Here is a 16583-nt window from a genome sequence, read left to right on the forward strand (position 1 = left end):
GGTTCGCAGGGAATGCCAGGCTATATCGCCTCTCGCGCGGCCTGTTGCGCGCGGGCATAACTTTCGGCCACAGCAGCATAGTTGGGAGCGACGAGTCCATAGAGCTTGCCGAGTTCGGCAGCCTCGGGCCGTGCCCAGGTCCGGTGAAGCTCGGACAGCAACGCATTGGTCGAGGTCGGCTTAACGCCGCCCTGCACGAAGCGGGCGAGCGAAATGCGGGATGCCATTTCGCTTGGATCTCCCGATGCATCGAGAACAGCATAGACGTCGTAGCCGGCGGCGCGGGCGTCGAGCGCCGGAAACATCACGCAGACACTCGTCCAGACGCCTGCCATGATGAGGGTATTGCGGCCGGTCGCGCGAACCGTTGCGACGAAATCGTCATTGTCCCATGCGTTCACTTCGCCTTTGCGAGGCACATAGACCGCATGTGGAGCCAGTTCGTGGATTTCGGGCATAAGCGGACCATTGGTGCCAGCAGGTTCCGAGGCGGTCGTTATCACCGGTATGTTCAGGAGTGTCGCGAGCCTGGCGATCATCTCCACATTCCGGCGCAGATCGGCGACCGGTATGTCCTTGACTGTTTGAAACAATCCCGACTGGTGATCGAGCAGCAGGATTAGGGCGTCGGAGGGATCTATGAGAGCTGCGCCGCCACCGGTCGGGAGCACACTTGGCTTGGATTTGCTGTTGTACATGGTCGTGTCCTTCTTTGAGTTTCAGTTACCGAGTTAGGTTTCGGGCACTCGCGCATTACGGGGATCATCTCGTCGGCCTTGTCTTCGAGGGCGAAATGTCCGGTGTCGAAAAAATGAAGTTCGGCGTCGGGAACGTCGCGGAGGTACGCGCGCGCGCCGTCGGGCAGGAAGATGGGCGTCGGAGGTCGATGTTCGCGCAGATAAGCCTGAAAAGCTGGATAGAGCGCGACGTTGGTCTGGTAGTCGTAGATGATGTCCAGCTGGATTTCGACGCTGCCCGGACGGTCGAGAAAGTGCTGATCGTACAGCCACACCGCGGGGTCGATCCGCGCCTCGTCCTTTGATCCAGCGAGATACTGGAAGCGGGTGCCGTCGAGCGACAGAAATGGCCGCATCGCGTCGCGGTTCGCCGGGGCATTGTCTGCCCAGTAAGCGCGGGTCGGCGCCAGAAGTCCCCCATGCCATCTTCATAGGCGTTGCCATTCTGAATGATTAGGGCAGTCACACGGTCGGGGTGCGCGAGCGCTAAGCGGAACCCGGTCGGCGCGCCATAATCCATGACGTAGAGAGCGTAGCGTTCGGCATCCAGCTGTTCGAATAGGTTGGCGATGACGTTCGAGAAGGCGGCAAAGCCATATTCGAAATCGCTCGATGAAGGCATCTCCGACAGACCGAAGCCTGGAAGGTCAGGCGCGATCACATGATAGCGGTCGGCGAGCGCTGGAATGAGGTTGCGGTACATATGCGACGAGCTTGGGAAGCCGTGCAGCAACACCACGACAGGAGCCCCGCGCTCTCCCGCCTCGCGGTAGAAAATGTTCACTCCGTCAACGCTTGTCGTTCGGTGGTAGGTGACGGGCCGGGTCATCGTCCGGCTCCCTGAATAGTGCTCACGGCTGCTGCTGCGATGAACCCTGCGACGTCCTGCGGGTGCGACATCATCACGGCGTGACTGCTATCGATTTCGGTGATCGCTGCTGCCGCGCGCCGGGCCATCCGGCGCTGCGCACTCGGAGGTACCATCCTGTCGGCAGATGCGACAAGATAGAAGCTGGGTTTGGTCTTCCATGCGGCATGCGTGAGGGGGGCAATGACCGCCGACAGGCCCCAGGGTAGCTGTGCAGCAGCCATGAATCGCGTGGTGGCGGGGTCGACATCGGCAGCAAACGCTTCCGAAAAACGGGCCGCGTCCACAATGAGATAGCCGTCCTGCGGAGGCAACAACGGCGCCTTCACTTCGCCGGGCTCCTCCGGCGCTTCATTTAGCGCTGCGACGGATTCGCCGACATCCGGCACGAAAGCCGCGATGTAGGCCAGCGACTTGACCTTGGGATTGGCGCCGGCTTCCGTGATGATCGCTCCGCCATAGCTGTGGCCCACCAGCAGCACCGGATGGCGAGCTGATGCTATAAGACGCTCGATGGTGTCAACGTCACCATCAAGTGAGGTCGTCGGGTGTTGGGCGACAAGCACTTCGAACCCGCGATTTACAAGTTCGCTATGGACTTGCCGCCATCCAGAGCCGTCGACAAAAGCGCCGTGCACGAGGACGATCGAAAGCGCTGGCTCCCCAGCTGCCTGGGTGCCCGAGATGGGATTGGTCATGATCTTTTCCTTTGGGGGGAGGGTGGACGCGGGGCGGTTAGCCCCGCGGAGTGGATGAGTTCTGAATTAATTACAAACCTTGCGATCGAGGAAGTCACGGATCAGCGGCGCCATCACGTCGAGCTTGTCCTCAAGGGCGAAATGACCACTGTCCAGAATGTGTACCTCGGCCTTCGGGAGATCGCGGAGATAGGGGTGCGCGCCGGACTCGGGGAAGATCTTGTCGTTCTTGCCCCACACGATCAGCGTCGGCGGCTGGCGATCGCGGAAGAAGGCCTGGAACTGCGGGTAAAGCGGCACATTGCTACCGTAGTCACCCAGGAGATCCAGCTGGATATCCTTGTTACCGGGGCGATCAAGCAAGGCCTGATCAACGACCCAGTTGTCGGGGCTGATATGCGCGACATCGCCCATACCGTCGGTATATTGGAACTTTGTGGTCTCGAGCGTAACCAGGCCGGAGAGTGCCTCCCGGCGTTCCGGCGTCTTTTCGGCCCAATAGGCCTTGATCGGATCCCAGAATGCGGCGAGGCCTTCGGTATAGGCGTTGCCGTTCTGCACGATCAGCGATTCAACCCGCTCGGGATGTTTGAGCGCCAGACGGTATCCGATCGGCGCGCCGTAATCCATGACGTACATGCTGTAGCGATCGGCTCCGACCTTTTCGGTCAGCTTGTCGACGATGTTGGTCAGGTTCGCGAATGTGTAGGAGAACTTGGAATGATCAGGTGCGTCACTCTGGCCGTAACCGGGATAGTCAGGCGCAATCACGCGGTAGCGGTCCGCGAGCAGAGGGATGAGGTTGCGGAACATGTGTGACGAGGTCGGAAATCCGTGCAGGAGCAGGAGGACCGGCGCGTCCTTTGGGCCGGCTTCGCGATAGAAGACGTTCACGCCGTCGATCATCGTGTTTTTGTACTGAATGACGGGAACAGCCTTCGCGGCAATGACTGCGTTGTTCGGCGCGCAGCGGGCTTCGGCCGCAACGGGAGAGATGGCAATAAGAAGTGCGACAGTGGTAAGGAGAACTTTTTTCATGACCTTTTCCTCTTTGAACGGGTGCAGAACATCTGCGCCTCTGGAGAAAAGGACTATCATCGGCGGTCTTTGGCACTGGGATAAATAAGGGTAAAAAGTTGAACAGCAGGTCGTGGTCAACGACGCAATGAGCAGTATAAATTGTCCCATCCAGACGAGAGCCGATCCATAAAGCAGAGTCATTGAAAGCTCTGCGCCGCTTGCTCTACTCTTTTAGTGACCGCACATGATGCGGCTAAAAAGTTCGTTCTGGTCGGGATATCAATATGATAGGTTTTTGGGTTCGCTGGTTCCGGGTTCGATTCCCATCAAGGCGGCCAGACCATTGAAAGTCAGAATTCTATGAAATTGCATTCTATGCAGCGAGTTTGGTTTTGAGTTTCCACACGGTCCGGGTCGTTTTCCGTACAAACGATGTTACAGACAGGTATGCTTGCTAATCACTTGGTTATCGCCCGGAGGGTGATTCTGGTTAGTTCCGATGGAGCGCCGAGCCTTAATGCGAATCCGGGCCACAGGGCTGTTCCGTTGTTTACGTACAACGTCATGGCTCCGATTTGGTATCGACCCGAAACAAAGCCCCCATTGGCGCGCGCGATCAAGCGGTCGAGGCCGAGAACCATGCCACCATGTGTATGCCCCGACAGCTGAATCGCCACACCAGAGGCGGCCGCCGCTTTTTCGGCCATCATTGGCTGGTGATCGAGCAATAGGATGGGGGTGTTCGCAGGAGCTCCCTTGATTGCCGCCGCGAGGTCCGGCGGTGGAGCGCTGTGTCCGCGGGCGGACACGTCGGTCACACCCGCCAGTACGATCTCGGCATTGCCTCTCCTGAGGACTACGTGGCTGTTAGACAGCATCCGCATGCCCAACATCTCGAGGTGGCGCATCCATTCTTGGTAATCGAAGAAATATTCGTGGTTCCCCGGAATTGCGTAGACGCCGTCACGTGCCCTCAATCCCCAAAGCGGTGCGACATCGTCTTTGCGGGTGAGCCACGTCACCGTCGATGAAGTCCCCGGTGATGACGATCAGGTCCGCATCGAGCGCATTGGTCCTCGCTACGACCTCTTTAGTCCATGCGGCTGAGAACAGACGGCTGATGTGAAGGTCGGTCAGCTGAATCAGCCGATAGCCATCAAATTCGGGAGACAATCCAGCGATGGCAATTTCTATGTCGTTTAGCGATGGCACTCTGATTGCCTGGTTGACACCGTACGCTGAAAGGCCAATGGCCAAAAAGCCGATGGCATATCTCAAACCTGCCGGCGCAGAGGGGAAGCCCCCTTTGAATGGGATGATCACGAGTGAGACCGCATCCAGCGCGATCTGAAACACCGCTAGCAACACGATCGCGCCGAAGAGGACATCGAAAGCAATGACCAAACCTCAACCAATCCCCAATCGAAATCCCTCCCCAGTTTTGGGGGGTACGATATAACGGAGCGCATTTTCCCGGCGCTCGTGGTGTTCGCGGCGTTGAAGGTGGCGCAAACTGTCAGCAATACATTCAATTTTGAGGAATTTTGGCTTCGAGCTGCCTGACTTTCGGTCCAGCGACCTCTGGAATGACACCGCACTTACGGCCGTCTCCATGGAGATGAAACTGTTTGATCTGGTTCTGGTGAACGATAAGCCCATAAGCTTCGGTGCACATGTAGGGCTTTCGCTGGGACAACACTTAGTTCTACATTTATCCAAGGGGATCGGCTTTCCAGCCATCGAAACGTTGGAGCAGATGCAAGCTCGCGACGAGCACCGCTTTCTAATCGGATTCAAAACCGTTCTGGTGCGCCATGAGCAATGATGACCGCGCTGCACCGCCAGCACTCATGTGACGCAGTTCACCTTACTCCAAAACCGGTCATTCTGGCACCAAACACTCTCATGATTTTTGCGGGTTTACTTTCGTAGCGTCCTGTGTGCAGATGACCATATGAGCACGTTGTCGAAGAACACGATCAATAATAACGGCCCCTTCGGGGTCGTGGACATTGTGTGCGCGTTCTAGCGTAGCTCATTGATCACCACAGCCCTGCCGGTTTCGGAAGGGCTTGTGTTTTGGCTTCTCTGATCCGGTTTCCGTTTCTGGAGATAGTCATGCTTAAGAAATCCCCCTTAAAACGATCCGTAATTGCACTGCTGCCTATGCTCGTAGGCCAACGTGTCAGGCTCTGCGGCTTTGCGGAGGCCATCCGCGATCAAAAGCGATTGCGCTTCATCGTCCTCCGAGATCACACAGGAAAAGTTCAGCTTACCCAAAGCAAAGACAATCTCTCGCTCACCGCTGTCCTCGATGCCCTCACTCCGGAAAGCGCGGTTGCCATCACTGGTCTGGTAACCTCGGCTCCCGGCGTGAAACTTGGTGGCCTGGAAGTTAGCCTCGAAACTGCCGACATCTGCGGGCTCGCTTACGCTCGCTCGCCAATTGACGAGGAGTCGAGTCTCGACAAGTGGATTGACCATCGGCAGGTCAGTCTGAGATATCCACGACAGCAACTCGTTTTCTCTATCCAGACGACCCTTGAAGAAGCGATGCGCTCGTTCTGGACCAAGAACGGTTTCCGAGAGCTTCATTCACCGAAGCTCATGGGCACGTTCAGTGAATCGGGATCGGAGGTTTTCGCCGTAAAGTATTTCGGCACCACAGCTTTTCTAGCCCAATCACCTCAATTCTATAAGCAGATGGCGATTGCGGGAGGCATGGAACGGGTATTCGAGATTGGGCCCGCATTCCGTGCGGAACCGTCTTTCACCTCTCGTCATGAGACCGAATTCACCTCAATCGACATGGAGGTTGCGTGGATCGATGACCACTACGACTTAATGGACTTGGAGGAGCGGTGGCTAGCGCATTCCGTGAGTGCTGTAGCCAAGGCTCACGGCACGGCCATCAAGGAGCTGTTCGATGTCGAAATATCACCGCCGAAACTTCCCTTCCCGAAAATCACCTTCGAACAGGCGCGTGAGACCCTCGGCACATTGGGCCATGACCTACAAAAATCCCACGACCTCGACGCCGAGGGAGAACGCCTACTCTCAGGATGGATGGCGGCAAAAACGGGCCACGAGTTTCTTTTCATCACCGACTATCCTGCCAAAGGGCGTGCTTTTTACCATATGCGTCGAGATGACGAGCCTCATCTCACGAAAGGTTTCGATTTATTATGGCGAGGAATGGAGATCACAACAGGTGCTCAACGAGAACATCGGTACGACCGCCTGGTAGCTCAAGCATCTGAGCGCGGCTACAAGCTTAATGCACTCTCAGACTACCTAGAGTTCTTTCGTTATGGATGCCCGCCACATGGAGGAATGGGTGTCGGGCTGGCCCGCGTATTGATGCGACTATTAAAGACCGACAGCATCAGAGAAGTAACTCTGCTCAGCCGTACCCCAAAACGGCTACGCCCCTGATCTTTGATAACGGGGCATTCATAAGCGTGAAATATCTGCTTATCGCCTCTCGTTTCTGCGTAGCCCGCGCTTGGAGCAAATATTCCCGTCGAGCATGTACTCGGCGGGAACGCGCCAATGCGCGACGACCGGTTTGGGCAAAAAGCAGTCGTGGGCGTCCACCTCGCACTGAGAGCGGTCATTGAATCGGCCGCCCCAGCGAGGCATTGTGCAAGCCATCGCAGGATATCGAGAGTTCCTTGCATGCTCCGAAAAGCGGCTCTAACTGACCTCCTGGCGCTCAAAGCTATCCGGGCGTCGGTCGTCGAAAACGTCTTGGGCGACCCGTCCAAGGTCACCGATGCGGACTACGAATGGTTTGTCAGAAACCCGGGCGTGTCCGTTTGGGAAGAGCGCGGCGAAATAGTTGGCTTTTCCGCAGCCAACCCACGCGACGGAAACATCTGGGCGCTTTTTGTGGTTCCCGATTTTGAAGGGAATGGGATCGGCTCAACTTTGCTGGCCGAGGCCTGCGCCTGCCTTAAGGCAGCGGGCGTCGGACGCGCTTGGCTCACCACCGATCCAAACACCCGCGCCGAGAGATTTTATCGCGCGGCTGGTTGGGAACACGTCGGCGCAAAGGATAATGAGCTTCTTTTCGAACGATCAATTTGAGGTCTGCGCGATTTTCAATGGGTCCGCTAAGGTCTCACACGGAGGATGACCTTGGCTCCGGTAACTCGTCTTTCACGTGTATCAAATTATACTGGCTGATCAAAATTTGCGGCGGCCAGCATGCCACAGGAATTATCGGCATTTCTTTTTCGGACATTGATGGTCGTGGCGTTTGCCGTCAGTTGCATGCTGTCGTCTTCCGCATGCGCAACCAACACGCCCTGTAGTGGCAAGAAGGGTGGCATCGATCATTGTCAGGGATCGACCTTCATCTGCCGTGATGGGTCGGTGAGCGGAAGTAAGAAGTCCTGCGAAGCAGTAGTGGGCGGTCTCGGTCTACTGGGGTCTGGCGCAGCTGAGATGGAGCCGACCAGCTCGACGAGCTGTTCATGTCGGACCGGCTCGTATTGCACCGGTCCGCGTGGCGGCCGCTATTGCATTACCGATGACGGGTCAAAGAGCTATCTGCGGCGTTGAGGTGTGGTCTGGAGACGATTGTGAACGAGATAGCGAGATATATCGTTGGACCAACGGTGGTGCTCTTTATTGTCTTTCTTTCCGCAAGCCCGTTCGCTTGGGCCATTCATCATTTTATCGCTCTCGTCAAACGTCTCTCAGGAACAACGGGCGCGATTGCCTTGTATTGTGTGGAGGTGGGTGCTCTGTACGTGTGGGCCGATTGGTACGGAGATCAGGTGCAAGGCGCTATTGATGCCGGTGTCTATGACGGTCCAGTGGGTTTTGGCGCAGGTATTACAGCCGGTTTCGTTATGTTTTTTGCTGGCATGCTTGCCATCTTGAATGGAATGGGCCTCTGGCGGCTGTTACGACGCCCCTCTCGCGCTTAAAAGCAGAAATGATGTGACTGGCAAAGACCCTCTGCATACCTGAGAATCACATCGTGGCGGACCGGTTCCATGGCAGCATTTCCTCGATCTAGCCCTCTTTGTGGCCATTGACGATGGCGGAGAGCGTGGCGGTCAGATACGGGCCAGGCGGCCACAGCTCGATTGAAGGATCATCCATGAGCCAGGCTAGCTTCATCCTCAGTGCATTTGATTTGGACCGCTGGTGCTCAGTCCTCGAAACTCGGTTTACCGTCGACGACCTCGCGGCGCTGCAGGCAATCATTGACCGGGATATTGATGCCGATCCCGAATTTGCTGGGTGCTATATTGTCGAGCCCGGCGAAATGGATGCCATCAACCAGCGTTTCGACGTCGGGTTCGACCCGGCCCGCCTTAAGCTTCCCGAGGTCGAGATTTGGTTGGAACGGCAGCAGAAAGGCCGTTCAATACGGGATGTCCCCTATCTCGTTCACACTAATTTCGAGCTGCCGCTGATGCTGGAGGGCAGGAAGAAACTCGCGAGATTCACAGACATTCTCCCAAGAACGGAAGAAGCCTTTGATCGGTGGGTGGAGAAAGGCGTCCTTCACAAGGAGGTCTTCGTCGAACCAATTCCAGAAGCGTTGATACCCTATCTCATCGATCCCAATCACCGAGCAGTCCGCGACGTTTATTGCACCCTGAACGGGGAGGAATGGCGCATCCCTGCCATGAACCTGATTTGGAAAGCGGGTGGCGGATGGAACGAGCACTTTGAGCGCCTTGAGAGAATGCTCTTCGGCTATGAAGACTGGCAAAACGACTGGTGGATAGCGCATCGCATTGAAAAGTCGGGCGGCTTCGGCGGCATCCCCTTTTGCTGCACGGTCGATGCAGAAGGGCTGAAATGGATGGAATTGGCGGGTTTCAAAGCTCTGCCACCCTTCGGTCGCGCCGAAATACAGGTCCACACTTTTGATCCGGACGAGGAAACCGCGATGGCCTCGTTCTTTGCGGATGATGAGAACGCGGTAGCGCTGGTCCGGTTCAAACTATCTTTCGACATGCAGCGAAAGACGCTCAAAGGAAATACAAAAGGGCCTTGGCAGATCAAGCGCGAGCAAATTCCCGAGATCAATCGTCATTTGAAGCGACAAGTCGATGTGTTGCTCCATCGATCAGCGCCTGCACCGTTTTCCTTCGAGCCTCAAAAGTAAGCGCTGTCCCTCTCATACCTTGACCACGATGCATTATGCAGTTTCGAGGACCGCCGCCATGACGGGGACGGCAGCCTCGCGCCATTGGCGGTCGGTACTACGGCCGCCTTAACGGCGGTCGCATATACCGTTGGCGAACCACCTCGCCCTCTCTCCAGACTTCCAATGGAACGAAGCCGCAGCCCTTATAGAGTCGCTTAGTTGCTTCCGCTCCTGGACTACCTGCGATAAAAGTATCGACATGAACGGTGGAGTCAGATGGGATGCTGGAAAGGGCAGCCTCGATAAGCATCTTACCGACGGCAAGCCTTCGAAACTCCGAAGAGACCGCAAGCCAGCGGATCGCGTGTTTCAAGTCGCTGCCACCTATCAGAACCCCTCCTATGAATCCTGCGCTCCCTATGTCTGTTCTTGCGCTGAAGGTCCGCTGCTCGGCGATCTTCCGGACGAGAATAGCATCAAAATCTGGCATAGGGCCAAACAACGGGACAACGTCTTCAGCCAGCCGGAGCCAGGGTGCTACATCATCATGCTGTGCTAGGCTGATCTGAACCATCATTCTCCACCTCCCACTTGTGTTTGAGCGGATTCGGCCTGCTCAAGGGCGTCACTGGGCCGCTATCACGTTGCGCAGAATGGAATTCAGATGTTCGGGTTGCTCTAGCGGCACGTAATGCCCGCACTCCGGGATGACATACAGCCTCCCTCGCCGCGCAGAGTTCGCTTGAGCTGCACTCACTTGAGGACCAGGGGCGGTATCTTCCGCGCCGGTAATCACGGCAACTTGTCCGGAAAACATTGAAAGGATTTCATCGCGGGACGGACGGCTATGAAATGCGGTAACTCCTCTCGCCACATCGCCAGGAGGCTGGCGGAGGAAGGTCAGCCTCGCCGCATCTACCACCGCGCCAGCAGCAGCCTTTGAAAACAGCGGTGCCCAGAATGCGTTCCAAGCCTTTTCCAGCCCTTCCTTTTGCATCGTTTCCAGTGCGGACAAAAGAAGGATCGGGTCAGGTCGGTGCCTCGCCTTCGTCCCAATGAGAACCAGCGCCGCAACCCTATCGGAGGCAATCGCGGCCACCTCCAACGCGCAAGAACCACCGACCGAGCAGCCAACCACGACAATGCGTTCCTCGTTGACTTGTCTCAAAGCCGAGGCGGCCCACTCCTCGACACCGTTGCTTAAGGAATAGAGCGTTGGTGCATAAGTGGAACCAGGCAACAAATTGATCTGGCGATCCCACATTGAGCCATCAAGCGGAAGCGCATGCAAGAGAAGCAATCCGAGCTTTCCACCAGAAGCCACATGCAACCTCGTACTCGTTAAAATCTCAGGTTAAAGCTACGTTTTCGCTCAACCCGGTTCAGCCCATTGCGGACGTCAGTTGGCAACCACATCATTAGCGACGTCGTGGAGATTGACCGCTGAATCTTGGCTTGCCCACAGAACTAAATTCCTCAGGTTCTTCATCCTCAGATCGGCCTGCGCGTCCTCGCAATCCTCTTCGCCTAATATGGCAAGCGCGGCTTCAAAACGCTGAAACACTTCCGCTCTCGTCAATTTGCTCATTGTTTCCGCTCCGTGTTGTTCGAGGCAGAACGGTTGATGCCGCTATTTAACGCATATTGCCTCAATGTCACAGCCGAAGGAGCCTCTCAGCCGAGGCCTTTTCCAATCCCGCATTCACGCCAGAGCTACTTTAAGCTGCAAATCTACGATGTTGCCTCATCAATCACACGCCCCATGGCATATGACGGCTGGTAACCTGGCAACACATTGCCAGTGGGTCTGATGGAACGCATCAACGCGTCTCGGGACTTACCTACGATTGCACCTGCTTTTCGCAAACCAAAAACGTAAGGACCCACGTCAGCAGGCAGTGAATTGAGCGACAATCCCAACTCTTTATCGGAAAGATGGGCGACAGATGCTGCCAGTTCAGCGACCCTCCTTTCCATCGCCGCGTATTCCTTCGTCAGGAGGAGGACGATGTTGTCAAAATCGCTCCAAAACTCTTCCGGCAAATCACGACGAATCGCGGCCATGTCGTCCCCAGCGGCCATTGCTTCCCACATTGCCAATGGCGTGCAGCGTGAGATCAACGCATGGATACGACGGTACTCGGAGCCTTTGAGTTTGAGGCGCAAGCCATTTGTGAATCTAACCACAAATCCCTCGTTGTCGCGTGGGAGCGTTGCAGTATGGAGCATCATGTCCGCCATTTTCCCGAACTCATGGCGTTCGGCCGCACGCCATCCCAACGCTTGGCTGGTCGTTCGAACCTCGTCGTAGGTTACTTCAAGACCTGAAGCGTGGTAGGCCGCCAACATCACCATGGCAGGCTCCGCATATCGCACGACAATTCTGTTTTCCGGATATACCGCCTCGAACAGATATGTCGTATCCGGCGACAGACCGGAGAGATCGTGGGCATCCAAGCGTGCTTGAGCCCATAGGGCCTGTTCGGAGTCGAACGCGCCTTTGGTGGCTGCGTGCCAACGGCCAGCATCATTGAACACGATTATCAGACTACCATCGAGCTTTTCGAACGCCTCAAACGGCAAATCGGGCACTTCGCCATGCCGCTCGCCGACATTGAAGAACTTCGGAAACGGCGTGGCAACGACCCGACCAGCGCCCTCGTCCACAATGAGACCGCGAGCGATCAGCGAAAACTGATCCCAACCATCCTCATATACGCACCGGGGCGTATAGATGTAGAGCTGCAAAGTATTGGTTGCGTTCGGACGGCGATGGACATGGCCAAGTCCTTGGGCTCGCTTCAAGCCAGCGATAAGGTCGGGAAACGGGATTTGGCGTGCAGGGTGTATCGGGTCGTTCATCTTTTCACAGCATCCTCTTTTATCGCCTTCAGAATTAATTTTGGCTAAATTTATCAATTGTTCAGCCGTTCCACGCCGTCAAACGCGATTTACTAATAGATTTGATTGCCCGCTCTGGTGGATGTAACGCCTATTGGGTTCGGACCCAGCAAAGCCCTTTGCCAATGATTTCGCTGCTGGCGTTCGCGATCCCCGCGTCGAAGCGTGAAACCGATTCGAGATAACGGCTCGATCAATCATGCTCAAAGAATTCTCGCGGCATTATCTAGGCTGCCACCGCTTCGATGAACTCTGGCGACTTGAACTCTGCCGTAAGCGGTGCGCCAATCACACCTTATGATCTTGAAGAGAACATCCGCCGCATCGAGGCAGCCGGGCGAGCTGCGAAAAGGAAGCCACGCGATTGCTGAAATGGCAAAGAGAAATCACGTCCACGGCAAAGTCCTTGCAGGCATCGACGAGGCCAACCTGCTGCGGCTTGATGTTACGGATTTGTCCCCGACGGAAGCAGCGACCAAAATTGCAGAATGGGCCGCCCAAAAATCTCGGCGATAGTCGCTCCCCAAGGTATGCGTTCTGATGGAAGAAGAGACTCGAACGGATCGGACTCGCCGTGTTCACATTGATCGTTGACTACGCCGTCGCACCTGACGGTGGCTCGCTTGCCCTGTCTGTTGAACGACTTGACGGAAAAACGGAGTGCTTCGTCATCAACCGCTCCTTCGCTTCTCGCGGGACCCCCGACTACAACGTAGTCAGATCGACTCTCCGTTCCCTCTCTCAAAACGAATGCGAGGAAATTGCGAACCATTTGGACAGGCTAGCTGTCGAGGCGACTTCAATCGATCTAGTCGCTGATTTCATCAACACCTTAAAAGCTCAGTCGTTGACGGTTCGGGACACCTGAACTTGGCGGCGACCATCTGCTTACATCTCTTCAACGCGGCGGGTTGCTGGTTGTGGACCCCACCATTCGCCGTATTTTTCCCTTGAGAGAACCGGTTTGCATTCCAAACACGGCTCGCCCTGTAAGCTTCCCAGAGACCTCATCAGCGAGCAAAGCAAACGAAACATAAAACAAAATAATCGCAGGAGAAAACAGCATCAAAACACAGACCACTGCCAGTTCTCCCCCTATCGCAAACTCGAACGACAATGTTGCTGCGATAGCCATGAATGGAATCCAAGCCAACACCGACAGAAAAAGCCCGGCAATTAACGCAGAAACTCCATATATCTGCTCTTGTTTCATCAAGAATTTGACTAAACTTAGGAAATACCGTCGCATCAATGCCCCTTGTTGTCCGAAGTCTCTGCTTTAGGCAGTAGCTTCAACTTTTGCGGTGATCAAGTTCGCCCAGAAAATCATCCATGCTTTCTCGTCGTGATATTCGGCGGCATCATTTGGTTATGCGGGCCTAGCCCGATCCGCGCGGGTCCAGCCAATATCCGGCACTCATGGGATCGCGCCGCTTCGCACGGAGCGCGGACATTGAATCAAAGGCCACAAAGAGCCATTGTGCAAGTCTTCGCAAGCTATCGAGAGATCATTGCATGCTCCGAAAAGCGGTTCCGAGTGACCTCTTAGCGCTGAAATCTGTCCGTTCGTCAGTTGTCGAAAACGTGGTGGGCGACTCCACAAGGGTTACCGATGATGAATACAACTGGTTTGTAGCCAATCCGGGAGTGGCCGTTTGGGAAGAGAACGGCGATGTTGTCGGTTTTTCTGCGGCCGACCCACGCAACGGAAACATTTGTGCGCTTTTTTTTGGCTCCCGGATTCGAACGAAAAGGAATCGGCTCGATCCTACTTGCAGAATCCTGCACTTGCCTCAAGGCTGCGGGGATCGGACACGCATGGCTCAGGACCGATCCAAACACCCGGGCGGAGAAATTCTATAGAGCGGCAGGTTGGGAACATATCGGCGAAAAAGATGGTGAGCTACTTTTCGAGCGATCACTGTGAGTCTTCTGGCCGTTCCAGAAGAAAAGAAAAGGAGGCACCAGTTGCAACTGAGCTTGGAGCTATTTGTCGAGAGCCCTGAAAAATCGCTTGAATTCTATCGGCGGGTTCTGGGCTTTGAAGTCCAGGGCTCGGCGGGCACCGAATACACGATGTTGAAAAATGGTGACGCGGTGGTCGCGATCAATTCGCGTAGCGTCCTCTCGACCGATCATCCGCTTCGGATCGCATCCGGCCAGAGAGCTGGCCTCGGCGTCGAGATCGTCTTGAAGGCCGGTAACGTCGAGGATGCCTATCGAGCGGCAAAAGAGAGCGGATGGCCAGTCTCCGATCTTGCTCTGCAGCCTTGGGGGCTGCGTGACTTTCGCCTTGTCGATCCTGACGGTTACTATGTGAGAGTGACCAGCCGTAAAAACGAAAATTAATGTCGAGGACTTCCGCCATACTCACCTGAGATCGGTCCGTGCGCAAGACGGAAGAGTTTGCAGCATCCCAATGCGATGGCTGCAATAACAACGTTCGCAACGAGCCCTGCGAGGGTGACCATTATGAATATCACTGTCTCAGACGCAAACTCTCGGGGAAGTGGCGAACCCCGAAGGATGCGTGCGGTTTCGATGTAGGCGCTCCAAAATAGGGCGATGGTCGCGAGCGAAATTGCGGCCGCAAACAATCTGCGCTGAGGCGCAACCGTTTTCCAGATCATTCCCAAGCACAAGATGACAAGTGCGATGCGTAAGGGGTCGATGGTCTGAGCAATAGCTATCGCGATGTAGATCATATTCTCCGCCCTGCACGAGAAACACCACTTGTAAGAGAGTTGATACACCAGTTTCACCCAGCTCGGAAGGCGTGGCTACGCCTGGTCGTCGGGCGCACTCGGCCGTATGTGATGGGCGGAGATGTTTTCTATCAGGCTGTGGTTATCTTCGAGCCGATGGGAACATGGCGGAGATAGCCTCTAGCGATTTCTTCGGGAGCCATGCTTGGCGGATGGACGTACCGACGCGTACTTGGTTCCTCGCCTGCCCGCCTTGGTGGAAGGGCAGAGCGCCTCGGCATCCTTCGACCATATCGCCACCTCTTCTCGTTCCGTCGGACTTCATCCAGGGCGTCGAAGATGTCGCAGCCGTGTTCCACGGCGTAGTCCTTGGCGCGGTCGAGCCTGTCGGGACTGACCATGGCGAGAATCTGGTCCTCGTGCGCCGTCTTCCATTCCAGTGTGTCGCCGACGACGTCGCGCCAGGTCGTTCGTCCGATCCGCTGGCCGAGACCGAGGATGGTATCAACGTTGGTCTGGAAGTGCCGTCGGCGGTTCCAAAGGAAGACGAACTCGTTGGCGTAGATGTCGACGTGCTTGTCGCGGACGCCATGGTAGGTTCCGTAGCTCCATCGTTTGAAGTTCGAGAACAGCCGATGCACCCAGGGTAGGATTTCATGCGCGGGTGGCGCATCCACCGCGCTCAGGTTGATCGCCTGGTGGCCGCGATTCGGCATGCGCCTGTACGCGGTGTTGCCGTCGGTAACAAGCAGGCTGCCGACGGCGGTGTTATCCCGGATGAAGGCGTGCAGGCTCTCGCGGTTGATGTTGACGATGCGCTGCAGGCGGCATCGCGCCGGGTACTTCCAGGCTGCATAAGCTGTACCCAAAGACTTCTGCCGGTCCTCCCAGATAAGACCATGCACGATGCGTCACGCTGGCGGTGGTTAAAAAGCGTGGCTTTTCAATAGAAATGAACTCTCGAAAGTTCGATTTCGTAAGGACCGGTCACGATTGTGCTGCCGTCCTCTTTGTAAATCTCAAGCTCAGAAAGTCGACCGTCGGTGACATGCAGGGCTAGGCGCACGAGTTTTGCGACACTTAGAAAGCCTTTTTTGTCGTCGGCTTCGTCGTCATAGAAACCTTCAACTGGAATTTTGTCGTTTGCTCGCGGCGAAGGCGCGTCATTGTCTCTAACGTCCGCTACAGGGCCGCTCGTCCGGAGCCTCAAACTTCCTTCGGGGCTAACCCGCATCACCTCTACTGAGTTCATCTGCTGAAGAATTTCTGCTTTGCCCTGAAATTCGCCTCGCACAAGGTGCATCAAAAGGGCGCGTTCCCTTGGATCGATCTCTCTCCAATGTTCTGAATTATCGACCATTCCTCGCAACTCACCTGCAAAAGTTTCGACCATTACAGTGAAATCTGAGTGGAGCCTGTGAGGCTGTCAACGTCCGCATCCCGCGTATTGGCATCTCCATCCCGGCGGCGGTTCTTGGAAACGGAACAGCGCCGAGTGGTCAAGGTGCGAAGGAAGCAGCGCTTACTGCTGTCGGCCCA

The 16583-nt window shown here is 55.8% G+C and carries 18 protein-coding genes and 2 pseudogenes; 8 read left to right on the forward strand and 12 right to left on the reverse strand.

The genetic code is table 11. The features are described from left to right. Nucleotides 1–20: 20 nt before the first annotated feature. The 5 genes and pseudogenes from AC244Q_RS26655 to AC244Q_RS26675 all read right to left on the reverse strand — a co-directional run. Complete coding sequence (locus AC244Q_RS26655; RefSeq protein WP_128408108.1) at nucleotides 21–698, reverse strand: isochorismatase family protein; 678 nt, start codon at nucleotides 696–698, stop codon at nucleotides 21–23. Beyond that, nucleotides 638–1566, reverse strand: a pseudogene (locus tag AC244Q_RS26660) (alpha/beta fold hydrolase). The gene AC244Q_RS26655 and the pseudogene AC244Q_RS26660 overlap by 61 nt, the downstream one beginning before the upstream one ends. Then, nucleotides 1563–2303 carry an alpha/beta hydrolase gene (locus AC244Q_RS26665; RefSeq protein ID WP_128408107.1) on the reverse strand — a complete coding sequence of 247 codons (741 nt, stop codon included), beginning with the start codon at nucleotides 2301–2303 and terminating at the stop codon, nucleotides 1563–1565. Before AC244Q_RS26665 ends, AC244Q_RS26660 begins: the two are co-directional and overlap by 4 nt. A 66-nt stretch (nucleotides 2304–2369) precedes the next feature. After that, on the reverse strand, nucleotides 2370–3341 hold the full coding sequence (locus tag AC244Q_RS26670) for an alpha/beta fold hydrolase (protein ID WP_128408106.1): 972 nt from the start codon (nucleotides 3339–3341) through the stop codon (nucleotides 2370–2372). Between the two features lie 440 nt (nucleotides 3342–3781). Then, nucleotides 3782–4727 (reverse strand): annotated as a pseudogene (locus tag AC244Q_RS26675) (metallophosphoesterase); the annotation flags it as partial. 208 nt (nucleotides 4728–4935) lie between these two features. On the opposite strand from AC244Q_RS26675, the gene AC244Q_RS26680 reads away from it, so the two are divergent. The 6 genes from AC244Q_RS26680 (at nucleotide 4936) to AC244Q_RS26705 (ending at nucleotide 9456) form a co-directional block, all read left to right on the forward strand. Next, nucleotides 4936–5148, forward strand: a complete 213-nt coding sequence (locus tag AC244Q_RS26680; protein WP_245460709.1) for a hypothetical protein — start codon at nucleotides 4936–4938, stop codon at nucleotides 5146–5148. A 293-nt stretch (nucleotides 5149–5441) separates the two neighbouring features. Next, a complete protein-coding gene (gene aspS / locus AC244Q_RS26685) occupies nucleotides 5442–6758 on the forward strand; it encodes an aspartate--tRNA(Asn) ligase (protein WP_206641139.1) in 1317 nt (438 codons plus the stop codon). Nucleotides 6759–7001: 243 nt separating this feature from the next. Beyond that, nucleotides 7002–7412, forward strand: a complete 411-nt coding sequence (locus AC244Q_RS26690; protein ID WP_128408105.1) for a GNAT family N-acetyltransferase — start codon at nucleotides 7002–7004, stop codon at nucleotides 7410–7412. Between the two features lie 159 nt (nucleotides 7413–7571). After that, nucleotides 7572–7889 (forward strand): YdcA family protein, encoded by a 318-nt coding sequence (locus tag AC244Q_RS26695; RefSeq protein ID WP_128408116.1) that lies wholly within the window; start codon nucleotides 7572–7574, stop codon nucleotides 7887–7889. Nucleotides 7890–7909: 20 nt separating this feature from the next. Beyond that, entirely contained in the window at nucleotides 7910–8260 is a 351-nt protein-coding gene (locus tag AC244Q_RS26700; RefSeq protein WP_128408319.1) for a hypothetical protein, read from the forward strand. A 176-nt stretch (nucleotides 8261–8436) separates the two neighbouring features. Continuing rightward, entirely contained in the window at nucleotides 8437–9456 is a 1020-nt protein-coding gene (locus AC244Q_RS26705) for a hypothetical protein (protein ID WP_128406310.1), read from the forward strand. Between the two features lie 97 nt (nucleotides 9457–9553). Here the strand turns inward: AC244Q_RS26705 and AC244Q_RS26710 are convergent, their stop codons facing one another. The 5 genes from AC244Q_RS26710 to AC244Q_RS26730 all read right to left on the reverse strand — a co-directional run bounded on the left by AC244Q_RS26710 (nucleotide 9554) and on the right by AC244Q_RS26730 (nucleotide 13552). Continuing rightward, complete coding sequence (locus tag AC244Q_RS26710; protein WP_128406311.1) at nucleotides 9554–10015, reverse strand: GNAT family N-acetyltransferase; 462 nt, start codon at nucleotides 10013–10015, stop codon at nucleotides 9554–9556. Nucleotides 10016–10063: 48 nt separating this feature from the next. Then, a complete protein-coding gene (locus tag AC244Q_RS26715) occupies nucleotides 10064–10738 on the reverse strand; it encodes an alpha/beta fold hydrolase (protein ID WP_487764152.1) in 675 nt (224 codons plus the stop codon). Between the two features lie 99 nt (nucleotides 10739–10837). Continuing rightward, the gene (locus tag AC244Q_RS26720) at nucleotides 10838–11026 is read right to left on the reverse strand and encodes a hypothetical protein (RefSeq protein WP_128406313.1); all 189 of its coding nucleotides are present in this window, start codon (nucleotides 11024–11026) and stop codon (nucleotides 10838–10840) included. Nucleotides 11027–11169: 143 nt separating this feature from the next. After that, a complete protein-coding gene (locus tag AC244Q_RS26725) occupies nucleotides 11170–12300 on the reverse strand; it encodes an RNA ligase (protein ID WP_128406314.1) in 1131 nt (376 codons plus the stop codon). Nucleotides 12301–13237: 937 nt separating this feature from the next. After that, nucleotides 13238–13552 carry a hypothetical protein gene (locus AC244Q_RS26730; protein WP_128406316.1) on the reverse strand — a complete coding sequence of 105 codons (315 nt, stop codon included), beginning with the start codon at nucleotides 13550–13552 and terminating at the stop codon, nucleotides 13238–13240. A 459-nt stretch (nucleotides 13553–14011) separates the two neighbouring features. On the opposite strand from AC244Q_RS26730, the gene AC244Q_RS26735 reads away from it, so the two are divergent. Together AC244Q_RS26735 and AC244Q_RS26740 are read left to right on the forward strand one after the other, a co-directional pair. Next, complete coding sequence (locus AC244Q_RS26735) at nucleotides 14012–14266, forward strand: GNAT family N-acetyltransferase (RefSeq protein WP_245460445.1); 255 nt, start codon at nucleotides 14012–14014, stop codon at nucleotides 14264–14266. A 41-nt stretch (nucleotides 14267–14307) separates the two neighbouring features. Beyond that, on the forward strand, nucleotides 14308–14688 hold the full coding sequence (locus AC244Q_RS26740) for a VOC family protein (protein WP_128406345.1): 381 nt from the start codon (nucleotides 14308–14310) through the stop codon (nucleotides 14686–14688). A gap of 487 nt (nucleotides 14689–15175) precedes the next feature. On the opposite strand, the gene AC244Q_RS26745 is transcribed toward AC244Q_RS26740, so the two are convergent. Both AC244Q_RS26745 and AC244Q_RS26750 read right to left on the reverse strand, forming a co-directional pair. Next, entirely contained in the window at nucleotides 15176–15913 is a 738-nt protein-coding gene (locus tag AC244Q_RS26745; protein ID WP_164902303.1) for an IS1595 family transposase, read from the reverse strand. A gap of 74 nt (nucleotides 15914–15987) precedes the next feature. Further along, nucleotides 15988–16437: a DUF6984 family protein gene (locus AC244Q_RS26750; protein ID WP_245460446.1), complete on the reverse strand. Its 450-nt coding sequence runs from the start codon at nucleotides 16435–16437 to the stop codon at nucleotides 15988–15990. Nucleotides 16438–16583 lie beyond the last annotated feature (146 nt).

The organism is Rhizobium sp. CB2179 (assembly GCF_057653455.1).

Bases quoted from the DNA above. Each gene is read 5' to 3' on its own strand.
- AC244Q_RS26655 (WP_128408108.1), bottom strand. From the start codon at position 698: ATGTACAACAGCAAATCCAAGCCAAGTGTGCTCCCGACCGGTGGCGGC.
- AC244Q_RS26665 (WP_128408107.1), bottom strand. From the start codon at position 2,303: ATGACCAATCCCATCTCGGGCACCCAGGCAGCTGGGGAGCCAGCGCTT.
- AC244Q_RS26670 (WP_128408106.1), bottom strand. From the start codon at position 3,341: ATGAAAAAAGTTCTCCTTACCACTGTCGCACTTCTTATTGCCATCTCT.
- AC244Q_RS26680 (WP_245460709.1), top strand. From the start codon at position 4,936: ATGGAGATGAAACTGTTTGATCTGGTTCTGGTGAACGATAAGCCCATA.
- aspS (WP_206641139.1), top strand. From the start codon at position 5,442: ATGCTTAAGAAATCCCCCTTAAAACGATCCGTAATTGCACTGCTGCCT.
- AC244Q_RS26690 (WP_128408105.1), top strand. From the start codon at position 7,002: ATGCTCCGAAAAGCGGCTCTAACTGACCTCCTGGCGCTCAAAGCTATC.
- AC244Q_RS26695 (WP_128408116.1), top strand. From the start codon at position 7,572: ATGGTCGTGGCGTTTGCCGTCAGTTGCATGCTGTCGTCTTCCGCATGC.
- AC244Q_RS26705 (WP_128406310.1), top strand. From the start codon at position 8,437: ATGAGCCAGGCTAGCTTCATCCTCAGTGCATTTGATTTGGACCGCTGG.
- AC244Q_RS26710 (WP_128406311.1), bottom strand. From the start codon at position 10,015: ATGATGGTTCAGATCAGCCTAGCACAGCATGATGATGTAGCACCCTGG.
- AC244Q_RS26720 (WP_128406313.1), bottom strand. From the start codon at position 11,026: ATGAGCAAATTGACGAGAGCGGAAGTGTTTCAGCGTTTTGAAGCCGCG.
- AC244Q_RS26725 (WP_128406314.1), bottom strand. From the start codon at position 12,300: ATGAACGACCCGATACACCCTGCACGCCAAATCCCGTTTCCCGACCTT.
- AC244Q_RS26730 (WP_128406316.1), bottom strand. From the start codon at position 13,552: ATGAAACAAGAGCAGATATATGGAGTTTCTGCGTTAATTGCCGGGCTT.
- AC244Q_RS26735 (WP_245460445.1), top strand. From the start codon at position 14,012: ATGTTGTCGGTTTTTCTGCGGCCGACCCACGCAACGGAAACATTTGTG.
- AC244Q_RS26750 (WP_245460446.1), bottom strand. From the start codon at position 16,437: ATGGTCGAAACTTTTGCAGGTGAGTTGCGAGGAATGGTCGATAATTCA.